This is a genomic window from Streptomyces sp. Je 1-332, from assembly GCF_040730185.1.
Classification (GTDB): Bacteria; Actinomycetota; Actinomycetes; order Streptomycetales; family Streptomycetaceae; genus Streptomyces.
Map to the genome: position 1 here is coordinate 3,431,010 of NZ_CP160402.1, position 12,524 is coordinate 3,443,533.

Genomic DNA, 12,524 nt, shown 5'->3' on the forward strand with positions numbered 1-12,524 from the left:
CCGCCCGATTGCCCCGCATCCCCCCCGGACTAACAAGCTCTTCCGCCCCTTACAACCGCCCCCCGCAATGCGGCCAAGGGCTGGCTCCCCGCTGTACGTACAGCTTCTTCGCGCGGTACGTCTGTTCCTCCGATGACGCGTCCTGCGGGCGGCCCGTGCCGCCGAGGCCCTGCCAGGTTCGGGTGTCGAACTGGTACAGGCCCCCGTACGTCCCCGACGGGTCCACCGCGTTCGGGCGGCCGCCCGACTCGCAGTGTGCCAGCGAGCCCCAGTTCAGACCCTCCGCGCCCGCGACCGAGTTCGGACGCTGCTTCGTACCGACCTTCACGATCCGCGTCTGCGGCTCCCGCACAATCTCCGACCGCAGCCGCCGCGGCTTCTGCTTGACGCCGTTGACCGTCCGCAGCGCGTACGTGACCCGCCGCGTCCCCTGGTGCCCCTGCCGCTCCACGACCTCCGTACCGGCGAACAGCGACGGATCGTCCGTCCGCCGTACGTCGAACGGAATCGGCTCCTCCCGCACCTCCTTCCGCCCGGAGATCCGCATGACGGTGACCGTCTGGCCGTCGCGCGGGAAGCTGCCGGGCGGGACGGAGGTGGTGTCCTGGCCGTGCAGGCTGATCCCGGACTCCTCGACCGCTTCCCGCACCGTCGCCGCGTTCGTACGGATGGTCCGCTCACGGCCGTCCGCCATGATCGTCACCGTGCGCTCGGTCCGTACGTCGAGATCGAGGCCGTCCCGCTCGATCCGCTTGCTCCGCGACGTCGACAGATAGGCACCCTCGGCCCGCACCCCGAGCTGCCGCAGCGCCCCGTCTACCGTGCGGGCCGTCGTCCACACCTCGCGCCGCTGCCCGTCGAGGGTGAGCTTGACCGGCCGGCCGTAGCGGACGGCGATCTCGTCACCGCTGGCCAGCGCCGCGCCCGCGGCGGGCGCCACGATGTCGTGCGCGCCGAAGTCCACGCCCTCGTCCTCCAGCAGCTCCCCCACGTCGTCCGCGAAGGTGTGCAGGGTCCGCGACTCGCCGTCGACGCTCAGCCGCACGGCCTTGTCGTTGGCGACGAAGGCCGAGGTGCCGCCCGCGAGAAAGGCGACGACCAGCGCCTGCGGCAACAGCCGCCGCAACGTATCCGGCCGCTCGGCCCGCTCGGGCACCTCGGAGGGGCCCTGCGGCCGCGGTCCCGGCCGCGGCTTCGCCTTCTTCCGCCGGGCCGCCCGCCGCGCCTCGGCCCGCCCCCCGCCGGGGAGGATCACGGTGGCCTGCAGGGGAAAGAACTCCGGCTCCGCCCCCAGCTCCGGCTCCGGATCCCGCTCCGGCTCCGGCTCATAGGTCGTGCCGCCCCCGTACAACGTCTCGTAAGACGTCGCGTACTGCGGCGAAGGCGACGGCGACTGCGGCGCATGACTCACGACGACGCTCCAGCGTTCTCGTTCTGGTCCGGATCGGGCGAGGCGGACCAGAACCTAGCGGAGCGACCGTCACTCTCCAAAGCAGGACGGCTACGCAGTGTCGCGGCGCGGCCCGGAATCACCAGGCCACGGGCGTTATCGGTCAGTAATCAAATGCGCGCGCCGTATTGACCGAGATCGCCTCGGCCATGGCGTCCTCGCCGATCCCCCGCACCTCGGCCATGGCCCGCAATGTGACCGGAATGAGATACGGCGCGTTAGGCCGTCCGCGGTAGGGAGCGGGCGTGAGGAAGGGCGCGTCCGTCTCCACGAGGACCAGTTCGAGGGGCGCCACCGCCAGCGCGTCCCGCAGACCCTGCGCGTTCTTGAACGTCACGTTGCCCGCGAAGGACATGAAGTACCCGTGTTCCGCGCAGACTTGGGCCATCGCCGCGTCGCCCGAGTAACAGTGGAAGACGGTGCGCTCCGGAGCCCCCTCCTCCTTCAGGATCCGCAGCACATCTTCATGGGCCTCGCGATCGTGGATGACCAAGGCCTTGCCGTGCCGCTTGGCGATCTCGATGTGGGCGCGGAAGGACCGCTCCTGGGCGGCCTTGCCCTCCGGTCCCGTGCGGAAGTAGTCGAGCCCGGTCTCGCCCACGCCCTTGACCTGCGGCAGCGCCGCCAGCTCGGCGATCTCGGCGAGCGCGGCGTCCAGCGCCCCGTCGCCGCCCGCCTCGCGAGCCCCCTGCCGGGACCACCCGTCGGGATCGCCGTGCACGATGCGCGGCGCCTCGTTGGGATGCAGGGCGACGGTGGCGTGCACGCTCCCGTGCGCGGCGGCCGTCTCCGCGGCCCAGCGCGAACCCGCCACGTCACAACCCACCTGCACGACCGTCGTCACACCGACCGCGGCGGCCTTGGCGAGCCCCTCCTCCACCGTTCCCGACTGCATGTCGAGGTGGGTGTGCGAGTCGGCGACCGCCACCCGAAGGGCTTCGGGCAGCGGCGGCGCGGCGTTCTTGGTGTCGGCGTTCTTGCCGTCGGCACTCGTGCCGCCGGCGTCCTTGGAGGTGGAGGTGGAGGTGGAAGGCATACCCCCGATCCTACGAAGCGGGCGTCAGCCCGCCTTGCGGTGGTGGAAGGGATGCAGCAGAGCCGACAGATGCCAGTGGTGCTGCTTGGGCTCGCGGGGCTTCGTCTCCTCCGCCCCCGCCCCCGCCGCCGCGTCGTCCGCGGCCACCGCCTTGGGGGTGTGATGCCGCTGCAGCAGATCGAGCACCGACGACACCTGCCCCGCCCGCATGATCCGTACGACATGCCCGCCGCAGTTCACGCACGTCGGCCGGGTCAGGGGCGACGGCACATGCCGGCCGTCGGCCATGTACATCACGAATTCCTTGCCCTTGCCGTCCACGTGATGCTCGATGTCGTACGACTGCTCCCAGCCGTGCCCGCACCTCATGCAGGCGAAGGCGTACGACTCGTGGACGGTGTCTATCGCGGTGGACGCCGTGGTGTGGTGACCCGTGTCGGCGATCTCACTCATGCCAGCTCCTCTTGTCCGCTGGACAAGCGCTGCCGGACGGGCTTCCCCCGGCCGGAAGCGTGGGGACGGGTGCGTCCCTTCGACCAGTGGACGCCTTTCCCGGAGCGAGCGCATCAGACCTGTCGACAGTTGAAGCCGATTTGGCCTTTCCTTAGCCTTCAGGCCTGGTGCGCGGCTCGCACTTTGCCTTTCACGATAGTCCTTTGCCGTCCGATGGGACGGCCCGAGCCGCATTCTTTGCCGCCACGACCGCATCGAAGACCTCGCGCTTGGGCAGCCCCGCTTCGGCCGCGACGGCGGCGATCGCCTCCTTGCGTCGCTCCCCCGCCTCCTCGCGCACCCGCACCCTGCGCACCAGCTCGTCCGGGCCCAGGTCGCCGGGGCTCTTCTCCGGTGCGCCCTCGACGACGACGGTGATCTCACCGCGTACGCCGTCGGCCGCCCACTCGGCGAGTTCCTTCAGCGAACCCCGCTTGACCTCTTCGTACGTCTTGGTCAGCTCGCGGCAGACCGCGGCCCTGCGCTCGTCGCCGAACGCCTCGGCCATCGCGACGAGGGTGTCGTCGATACGGTGCGGTGCCTCGAAGTAGACGAGCGTGCGCCGGTCGTCGGCCACCTCGCGCAGCCGCGAGAGCCGCTCGCCCGCCTTGCGCGGCAGGAAGCCCTCGAAGCAGAAGCGGTCCACCGGGAGCCCCGAGAGCGCGAGCGCGGTGAGCACCGCGGACGGGCCCGGCAAGGCCGTGACCCGGATGTCCTTCTCCACGGCCGCGGCGACGAGGCGGTACCCGGGGTCGGACACCGAAGGCATCCCGGCGTCCGTCACGAGCAGCACCCGCGCGCCGCCGGCCAGGGCCTCGACCAGATCGGGCGTGCGTGCGCTCTCGTTGCCCTCGAAGTACGAGACGACCCGTCCGCCCACCTGCACGCCGAGCGCCTGGGTGAGCCTGCGCAGCCGCCGGGTGTCCTCGGCGGCCACCACATCGGCCGACTCCAGCTCGGCCGCGAGCCGCGGCGGCGCGTCCGCGACATCGCCGATGGGCGTGCCCGCGAGGACGAGGGTCCCGGCGGACGGGTTTCCGGGGGGCGGGTTTCCGGGCGGCCGGCTGTCGGGAGAATCTGCGCTTCCTGTCACGGTTCCATCCTCGCAGGGGCCGGGGCGCGGGACTCACACAGTCGGGTTCCCTACGATGGCGCGGTGACCAGTACCGCGTCTTCCCCGGACACCCGCCAGGGCCAGGCAGCCGAGGAGCAGCAGCCGTCGTGGCAGCACAGGCTGCGCCGCTTCGGTTATGTGGCGCGGCCCACCGAGCCCACGGCGGATGTCCGGGCCCGGCTCGTGCCCGCGTACGCCGAACCGGGCCCACGCCTGTGGGCGTCGCTCGGCATGCCGAAGAGTTACGCCGGCCAACTGGTCCGGTGGTCGGGCTGGATCGGCCCGCTGCTGATCACGCTCGTCGCGGGGCTCACGCGGTTCTGGAATCTCGGCAGCCCGAAGGCCGTGATATTCGACGAGACGTACTACGCCAAGGACGCCTGGGCACTGATCCACCGGGGCTTCGAGGTCAACTGGCCCGAGAAGGTCAACGACACGGTCCTGCAGCAGGGTTCGGGCCTCACGATCCCCACGGACGCCGCGTACGTGGTGCATCCGCCGGTCGGCAAGTACGTCATCGGCGTCGGCGAGTGGCTCTTCGGCTTCGATCCCTTCGGCTGGCGCTTCATGACGGCGGTGCTCGGCACCCTGTCGGTCCTGATGCTGTGCCGGATCGGCCGGCGGCTCTTCCGCTCGACGTTCCTGGGCTGTCTGGCGGGCGCGCTGCTCGCGGTGGACGGGCTGCACTTCGTGATGAGCCGCACGGCGCTGCTCGACCAGGTCCTGATGTTCTTCGTGCTCGCCGCGTTCGGCTGCTTCCTGATCGACCGGGACAAGGCGCGGGAGCGGCTCGCTGCGGGGCTGCCGGCCGACGAGGACGGCCGGGTCCGCCCCGACGTGTACGTCGCCGAGACACTGCGCCTGGGGTGGCGTCCTTGGCGCTGGGCGGCCGGTCTGTGCCTGGGTCTCGCCTTCGGGACCAAGTGGAACGGCCTGTACATCATGGTCTTCTTCTGCTTGATGACCGTCCTGTGGGACGTGGGCGCCCGCCGCGTCGCGGGCGCCGAGCGACCCTACCGCGCGGTCCTGAAGCGGGACGTGTTCCCGGCGTTCGTCTCGACGGTGCCGGTCGCGATCGGCGTGTACGTCCTGTCCTGGCTGGGCTGGATCCTCTCCCCGACCGACGGCACCGGCGGCTACTACCGCAACTGGGCGGCCACGGACGGCAAGGGCGGCTCCTGGACGTTCCTGCCCGACTGGCTGCGCAGCCTGTGGCACTACGAACACGCGGTCTACGACTTCCATGTGGGGCTCTCCTCGCCCCACACCTACCAGTCGAACCCGTGGAGCTGGATCGTCGACGGCCGCCCCGTCTCGTACTTCTACGAGTCGCCGCTGCCCGGCAAGGACGGCTGCCCCTCCGACACCGCGGAGAAGTGCGCCCGCGAGGTCCTCGCGCTCGGCACTCCGATGCTGTGGTGGGCCGGCGCCTTCGCGCTCCTCTACATGCTGTGGCGCTGGGTGTTCCGCAGGGACTGGCGCGCGGGCGCGATCGTGTGCGGGATCGCGGCGGGTTATCTGCCGTGGTTCATGTACCAGGAGCGGACGATCTTCTTCTTCTACGCGGTCGTCTTCGTGCCGTTCCTGTGCCTGGCCGTGGCGATGATGATCGGCGCGATTCTCGGTCCGCCGGGGTCCAGTGAGCGGCGGCGGGTCGTGGGGGCGGCGGCCTCGGGCGTCCTGGTCCTGCTGATCCTGTGGAACTTCATCTGGTTCTGGCCCATTTACACCGGCCAGGCCATTCCGATCGACTCCTGGCGGGCCCGAATGCTCCTGGATACGTGGGTATAGCCAGGTGCGTGTAGTGCACACCTTGGACACCTTCGGATAACGGCAGCCTCGTACCTCCCCCGCGCCACTTATCGTTGCCGGCGAGCAACCTTCCCGAATTCTTTCGGGAAGGCTCCTGGGGAGGGGACGCGGCATGCACAAAGGGGTGAAGATCACTCTGGTCGGTGGAGTGTTCGCCGTCATGGTCGGGGGCGCGGGGTACGGCGCGTACAACCTGGTGAACGGCGTGACGGGGGGCGGCGGTTCGTCGGCGTCGGGGCCCGAGACGGTGAAGACGGGGCCGCCGACGAGCGGCGAGATCGCCGACACGACGGAGAAGTTCTTCGGCGCGTGGGCCAAGGGCGACGCCGAGGAGGCCTCGCACTACACGAACAACGCGGAAGTGGCCTCGCGGGTCCTGACCGGCTACCGCGAGGACGCCCACCTGACGAAGGTGAAGATCACGCCGGGCAGGGCCGCGGGCACGACCGTGCCGTTCTCGGTCGAGGCCACGCTCTCGTACAAGGGGAAGACCAAGCCGTTCGCGTACGACTCCGAACTGACCGTCGTCCGCGGCAAGACCTCGGGCAGCGCGCTCGTCGACTGGTACCCCTCGGTCGTCCACCCCGACCTGAAGCGGGACGACACCCTGGCCACCGGTGAGGCAGCCACGCCCCCCATCGAGGCCGTCGACCGGCACGGTCAGGTCCTGGACAAGAAGGACTACCCCTCGCTGGGCCCGGTCCTGGACCAACTGCGCGCGAAGTACGGCGACAAGGCGGGCGGCACCCCCGGCGTCGAGCTCTACGTCCAGCACGCGGACGAGGCCGCGGCCACCGAGACGCTCCTCACGCTCGCCAAGGGCAAGGCGGGGCAGCTGAGGACGACGCTGAGCGCGCCCGCGCAGCGAGCCGCGGAGAAGGCGGTGGCGCAGCACGCGAACTCCTCGGTGGTCGCCGTGCAGCCGAGCTCCGGCGAGGTCCTCGCGGTCGCCAACCACCGGCAGGACGAGTTCAACGCGGCGTTCCAGGGCAAGCTGGCCCCCGGCTCGACGATGAAGGTCATCTCGGCGGCGATGCTCATCGACAAGGGCGTGACGAAGGCGAGCGGCCCGGCGCCCTGCCCGGACTCCGCGGTCTGGCAGGGCCGGCGCATAGACAATCTCCCGGGCCTGGCCCCGAACGAGAACGCGACCCTGGCGGACAGCTTCGCGCGCTCCTGCAACACCGCGTTCGTGAAGCTGGTCGACGAGGACGGCATCACGGACGACTCCCTCACCGAGGAGGCCCGGGACGGCTTCGGCCTCGGTCTCGACTGGAAGGTCGGCATCCCCACGCAGGACGGCACCGTCCCCGCGACCGCGGGCGGCGAGCGCGCCGAGGCCATCATCGGCCAGGGCAAGGTGCAGATGAACCCGCTCAACATGGCGTCGGTCACGGCGACCGCGATGACGGGAGCCTTCCGGCAGCCGGTCATCGTGGATCCGGGCCTCGACGACCGTCAGCTGGCCCAGGCACGCGGCCTTCCCGCGTCCACGGTGCAGCAGCTGCGCCAGATGATGAACCGCACGGCGGTCAGCGGCACCGGCGCCCGCGCCATGTCCGGGCTCAGCGGCAGCATCGGCGCGAAGACGGGATCGGCCGAGGTCTACGGTCAGGAGAAGCCCAACAGCTGGTTCACCGGATACCGCGGTGACGTGGCGGCCGCGGCGGTGGCCCAGGAGGGCGGCCACGGAGGGGACACGGCCGGCCCTATCGTGGCGGCGGTGCTTGCCGCAGGCAGTTGAGGTGATTGGTCGGGGGCTTCATGAAAGCCCCCTAGTGTTGGGCCTTCCGGTGCAGGGCTTGGGGGCTCTGTGGTCTGGGATCTGCGGAGGGTCAGTGGGCAAGCGAGGGCGCGCCAGCGAGCGCAAGGGCATCAGGAACATCACGGGCAGACCGGGCACTTCGGGTGCTCCGGGTACCCCGGGGGCTTCAGGCGGTCCGGGTGGGCCGGGCGGTCCGGGCGTCCCGGGTGGGCCGGGCGTCCCGGGTGGGCCGGGCGTCCCGGGTGGGCCGGGCGTCCCGGGTGGTCCGGCCACAAGGAGCGCCAAGGTGCACCCCGGTGTGCTCGGCGGAGCCGCGGCCGTGGTGGTGTGCGGCGTGGGCATCGCCGCGTACAGCCTGATGGGCGGGTCCGGCGGCGACGGTGGACCGTCGGTGGACGAGAAGCCGGTGGCCGCGGGTCCGCCGACGGCCGCCGAGGTCCGGGCCACCACGCAGGACTTCCTCGCCGCGTGGGAGAAGGGCGACGTGGCGAGGGCCGCGGCGCTCACGGACGACCGGACGGCGGCGAAGACCGCCCTGACCGCGTACGCCAAGGACGCCCACCTCACGAAGGTGAAGCTGACGCCGGGCAAGCGGGCGGGCGCGAAGATGCCGTTCTCGGTCACCTCGACGGTCTCGTACGAGGGAACGAACAAGCCGTTCGCGTACGAGTCCGAGCTGACCGTCGTCCGACGGAAGCACGACGGCAAGACGCTGGTCGGCTGGCAGCCCTCCGTCGTCCACCCGGACCTGAAGGACGGCGACCGCCTGGTGACCGGCGAGGCCGGGGACCCGCCGATCAAGGCGGTGGACCGGGACGGCGGCGAGCTGACGGCGGCGAAGTACCCCTCGCTCGGCACGGTCCTCGACAGCCTGCGCGAGAAGTACGGCGACAAGGCCGGCGGCAAGGCGGGCGTGGAGCTGCGCGTCGTGCGCAAGGACAGCGCGAAGGACGCCGAGAAGTCGGCGACGACGAAGGACGACGCGAAGGCGACGCCCGACAAGACGCTGCTCACGCTCTCCCCCGGCACTCCCGGCACCCTGAAGACCACCTTCGACGCCTCGCTCCAGGCGGCGGCGGAGAAGGAGACCGGCAAGCGCAAGCAGGCCTCGGTCGTCCTGGTGAAGCCGAGCACGGGCGAGATCCTGGCGGCGGCCAACTCGAACCCGACCGGCTTCAACATCGCGTTCCAGGGCTCGCTGGCCCCGGGGTCGACGATGAAGGTCGTCACATCATCGCTTCTCCTGGAGAAGAAGCTCGCGGGAGTGGACAAGAAGCACCCCTGCCCGAAGTACGTGACGTACGGCGGCTGGAAGTTCCAGAACGACGACAAGTTCGAGATCAAGGACGGCACGTTCCGCGCGAGCTTCGCCCGCTCCTGCAACACGGCCTTCATCAGCCAGGCCGAGAAGCTGCAGGACGACTCCCTGACCAAGCAGGCGCAGGAGGTCTTCGGGCTCGGCCGCGACAACTGGTCGATCGGGGTCCCGTCCTTCGACGGCGCGATCCCCGTCCAGAGCGACGCGCAGATGGGCGCCTCGCTCATCGGCCAGGGCGGGGTGCGGATGAGCCCACTGAACATGGCGTCGGTGGCGGCCACGGTGAAGTCGGGCACGTTCAAGCAGCCGTACCTGGTCTCGCCCGAGCTCGACAAGCGCACGCTCGCGACGGCGCCCCGCAAGGTGTCGGGCGCGACGGCTTCGGCGCTGCGCGACCTGATGCACTACACGGCGGTGGCGGGAACGGCCGTGAAACCGATGTCGGGCCTCGGCTCCGACATGGGCGCGAAGACGGGCTCCGCGGAGGTCGACGGCCAGAAGAAGCCCAACGGCTGGTTCACGGCGTACCGCGGTGATCTGGCGGCGGGAGCGGTGGTGCAGGAGGGCGGCCACGGCGGTGACTCGGCGGGCCCGCTGGCGCGGGCGATGTTCCTGGCGGACAAGTAGTCGATCATGTCCGGGGGCGGGACCGTCCGCTATACGGATACACGGTCGCGTGCCCGGTACACGGACCGCTAGCGTGCCGGGCATGAGCGCTACAGAGTCCCCCGCCCACCCCCGTTTCGCCGCGGCCCTGACCGAGCTGGGCCTCGCTGACCTGGTCAGCGAGGTCCGCCGCTTCCCGGAGGCGACCCGCACCGCCCAGGAGGCCGCCGCCGCCATCGGCTGCGAGCTGAGCCAGATCTGCAAGTCACTGATCTTCGCGGCGGACGGCGTCCCGGTCCTGGTCCTGATGGACGGCGCCTCGCGGGTCGACCTGGAGCTCGTACGGTGGGAGCTGTGCGCGGCGAAGGTGACGCGCGCGAAGGCGGACGTCGTCCGGGAGACCACGGGTTACGCGATCGGCGGCGTACCGCCTTTCGGCCACGCGACGAGGACCCGGGTCCTCGCGGACCGCTCCCTCCTCGACCACGAGGTGGTGTGGGCGGCGGCGGGCACCCCGTACGCGGTCTTCCCCATGGCGCCCAAAACCCTGATCTCCCACGCGAACGGCACCCTGGTGGACGTGCGCGAGCTCGCCAAGTGACGCCGCTGGTCACGGCGGCGGTCCTGCTTGCCGCCGTCACGCACGCGAGCTGGAACGCGATCGCGCACCACATCACGGACAAGCTGGTCGGCTTCACGCTGATCTCGGGCGGCGGCCTGCTGATCGGCCTGCTCATAGCCCCGTTCGCGGCGATACCGGCGGCAGGCGCATGGCCGTACCTGATCGTCTCGGCCCTGATCCACGTCGGCTATTACGCCCTGCTCATGAAGTCGTTCAAGCTGGGCGACTTCGGCCAGGCGTACCCGATCGCCCGCGGCACGGCGCCCCTGGTGGTCACGGTCCTCGCGGCTGTCTTCGCGGGCGAGATCCCGGACGGCTGGCAGGCGGCGGGCGTCGCGGTCTCCTGCGCGGGCCTGACGGGGTTGGCGCTCTGGGGCATACGCGGCACGGGCCGCCGCCCCGACTGGGCGGCGATCGGCGCGGCGCTCGCGACGGGTGTCTCGATCGCGGCGTACACGGTGGTGGACGGACTCGGCGTACGGGCCTCCGGCTCCTCCATGGGCTACATCGCGTGGCTGATGATCCTGGAGGGGTTGGCGATCCCGGTGTACGCGGCGTACCGCTGGCGCGGGGCTTTCGTGCCCCGCCTGCGCCCGTTCGCGGCGGTGGGCCTACTGGGGGCGGCCCTCTCCGTGGCGGCGTACGGCCTGGTCCTGTGGGCCCAGACGAAGGCGGACCTGGCGCCCATCTCGGCACTCCGCGAGTCGTCGATCATCGTGGGCGCGGCGATAGGCGCGATCTTCTTCAAGGAGAAGTTCGGAGCGCCGAGGCTGGCGGCGGCGGGTCTGATGGTGGTGGGGATCGGGCTGATGCTGCACGCGGGGTGAGGGGGCGGCCGGGTCAGCCCTGCGTCGCGTTCGTCGCATGCCTCGCGTACGAGACGAAGCTCTGCCAAGTCCCGGCGCGGACAACGAGTTGGGGGCTGTGCTGCACCTTGGAGTCCCGCACGTGCACAGTGTCGGGGCAGGTGGCGACCTCGACGCAGTCGCCCTGGCTGCCGCTGCTGTAGCTGGACTTGCGCCAGGAAAGGGCTACCTCGACGCAGTCGTCACCCTCGGAGCCGCTGTAACTGCTCTTGAACCAGGCCAGTTCGGACGTGCTCATAGCGCTGCCGTCGCGTACGGCAGGAAACTCCGCCACATCTCGGCAGTGACGGCGAGTTGCGGGCCGTGCTGCACCTTGGAGTCCCGTACGTGCACGGTCTCGGGGCACGCGGCGACCTCGACGCAGTCGCCGTCGCTGCCGCTGCTGTAGGTGGACTTGTGCCAGCAGAGGGCTACCTCGACGCAGTCGTCGCCCTGCGAGCCGCTGTAACTGCTCTTGAACCAGGTCAGTTCGGACGTGCTCATAGCGCTCCTCGTATCCGCTTCAAGAGGCCCTTGGAGTCCTCTGGAGTGAGGGCCTGTGAGCGCAGTCTCGCATAGCGCTGGAGCATGATGCTGACCTCTTTTCGGTCGGTAATCAGCAGGCCGCCGCGCTGCCCCTCGGCGTAGCCGTACCACCTGTTCTCGGAAGACTCCAGCACTTGCAGCGGTCCGTCGAACCCTGCATGATCCGGCTGTAGCAATGGCATGATCTGCAACTCAGCGTTGAACTGGCCTGCTCGCTCAAGCAGATGGTCGATCAGCTCTCGTGTCGTCTCTGGCCCGCCGGTTCGGCGCTCAATCAACGCCTGCTCAATGATGAAGCTAAAGGTGATCGGTGGCCGTCGCTGGAAGAGGTCCTGCCGTTCCAGGCGGGCCGCCACCTGCTGATCGACCTGCCCTTCATCCTTGACGGGTGGGACGCTAACGGTCACCGCCCGCGCGTACGCCTCCGTTTGCAGAAGCCCCGGGATGACCCGGCACTCGTACGTCCACAGAGTGACCGCCTCAGCCTCAAACCGTGCCCACTGCCGAAACCAACTGGCCAACCCCGGCTGTCGCGAAAGATGCCGCGCCGCACCCCGCAGCGCGCCAAACGCATCCAGGGCCTCCTCCGCCCGCTCAACGAAGTCCGACTGGGGAAAGCGGCGGCCCTGCTCGATCTTGGCGACCGTCTGGACCGAGTACCCGACCGACTCGGCGAACTCCTCCTGCGTCAGGCCCGCCCGTTTCCGGAAGGCCTTGAAGACCTCGCCGAACGTCCGCAGACTGTCCGACACCTCCGGCTCACCGCAGCCCGGCGACCCGCCCGCACCGTCCGTCATACGAGGACACCTCCCGTACGCCTGCCCCGCGACCCACTCCGAACCCGCCCATGGTTACGGTCAGTTGCCAGCACTGTCTACTGTCCGTACTAGTACTCTGACGCAGAGTGCTAGTCGCTGA

12 protein-coding genes are annotated in these 12,524 nt (G+C 70.3%); 5 read left to right on the forward strand and 7 right to left on the reverse strand.

Annotation, left to right across the window (positions count from 1 at the left end; all coding sequences use genetic code 11):
* Nucleotides 1–49 precede the first annotated feature (49 nt).
* The 4 genes from ABXJ52_RS15420 to rsmI all read right to left on the reverse strand — a co-directional run bounded on the left by ABXJ52_RS15420 (nt 50) and on the right by rsmI (nt 3,975).
* Complete coding sequence (locus ABXJ52_RS15420) at nt 50–1,411, reverse strand: ubiquitin-like domain-containing protein (protein ID WP_367042777.1); 1,362 nt, start codon at nt 1,409–1,411, stop codon at nt 50–52.
* Between the two features lie 142 nt (nt 1,412–1,553).
* On the reverse strand, nt 1,554–2,486 hold the full coding sequence (locus tag ABXJ52_RS15425; RefSeq protein ID WP_367042780.1) for a TatD family hydrolase: 933 nt from the start codon (nt 2,484–2,486) through the stop codon (nt 1,554–1,556).
* A 24-nt stretch (nt 2,487–2,510) separates the two neighbouring features.
* The gene (locus ABXJ52_RS15430) at nt 2,511–2,939 is read right to left on the reverse strand and encodes a hypothetical protein (protein WP_367042782.1); all 429 of its coding nucleotides are present in this window, start codon (nt 2,937–2,939) and stop codon (nt 2,511–2,513) included.
* 190 nt (nt 2,940–3,129) lie between these two features.
* Nucleotides 3,130–3,975, reverse strand: a complete 846-nt coding sequence (rsmI, locus tag ABXJ52_RS15435) for a 16S rRNA (cytidine(1402)-2'-O)-methyltransferase (RefSeq protein ID WP_367049080.1) — start codon at nt 3,973–3,975, stop codon at nt 3,130–3,132.
* Between the two features lie 159 nt (nt 3,976–4,134).
* On the opposite strand from rsmI, the gene ABXJ52_RS15440 reads away from it, so the two are divergent.
* The 5 genes from ABXJ52_RS15440 to ABXJ52_RS15460 all read left to right on the forward strand — a co-directional run bounded on the left by ABXJ52_RS15440 (nt 4,135) and on the right by ABXJ52_RS15460 (nt 11,042).
* Entirely contained in the window at nt 4,135–5,883 is a 1,749-nt protein-coding gene (locus ABXJ52_RS15440) for a phospholipid carrier-dependent glycosyltransferase (RefSeq protein ID WP_367042784.1), read from the forward strand.
* A 133-nt stretch (nt 5,884–6,016) separates the two neighbouring features.
* Nucleotides 6,017–7,648, forward strand: coding sequence for a penicillin-binding transpeptidase domain-containing protein (locus ABXJ52_RS15445; protein ID WP_367042787.1), 1,632 nt, complete (start codon nt 6,017–6,019; stop codon nt 7,646–7,648).
* 379 nt (nt 7,649–8,027) lie between these two features.
* Nucleotides 8,028–9,614, forward strand: coding sequence for a penicillin-binding transpeptidase domain-containing protein (locus tag ABXJ52_RS15450; protein WP_367049082.1), 1,587 nt, complete (start codon nt 8,028–8,030; stop codon nt 9,612–9,614).
* A gap of 82 nt (nt 9,615–9,696) precedes the next feature.
* Nucleotides 9,697–10,194 carry a YbaK/EbsC family protein gene (locus tag ABXJ52_RS15455; RefSeq protein ID WP_367042789.1) on the forward strand — a complete coding sequence of 166 codons (498 nt, stop codon included), beginning with the start codon at nt 9,697–9,699 and terminating at the stop codon, nt 10,192–10,194.
* Nucleotides 10,191–11,042 (forward strand): DMT family transporter, encoded by an 852-nt coding sequence (locus ABXJ52_RS15460; RefSeq protein WP_367042791.1) that lies wholly within the window; start codon nt 10,191–10,193, stop codon nt 11,040–11,042. The genes ABXJ52_RS15455 and ABXJ52_RS15460 overlap by 4 nt, the downstream gene beginning before the upstream one ends.
* 13 nt (nt 11,043–11,055) lie before the next feature.
* On the opposite strand, the gene ABXJ52_RS15465 is transcribed toward ABXJ52_RS15460, so the two are convergent.
* From ABXJ52_RS15465 to ABXJ52_RS15475, 3 genes are read right to left on the reverse strand one after another with little or no spacing between them, the layout of a single operon-like run.
* A complete protein-coding gene (locus ABXJ52_RS15465) occupies nt 11,056–11,319 on the reverse strand; it encodes a DUF397 domain-containing protein (protein ID WP_367042793.1) in 264 nt (87 codons plus the stop codon).
* Nucleotides 11,316–11,564 (reverse strand): DUF397 domain-containing protein, encoded by a 249-nt coding sequence (locus ABXJ52_RS15470; protein ID WP_367042795.1) that lies wholly within the window; start codon nt 11,562–11,564, stop codon nt 11,316–11,318. Before ABXJ52_RS15470 ends, ABXJ52_RS15465 begins: the two co-directional genes overlap by 4 nt.
* The gene (locus ABXJ52_RS15475; protein ID WP_367042797.1) at nt 11,561–12,403 is read right to left on the reverse strand and encodes a helix-turn-helix transcriptional regulator; all 843 of its coding nucleotides are present in this window, start codon (nt 12,401–12,403) and stop codon (nt 11,561–11,563) included. Before ABXJ52_RS15475 ends, ABXJ52_RS15470 begins: the two co-directional genes overlap by 4 nt.
* Nucleotides 12,404–12,524 lie beyond the last annotated feature (121 nt).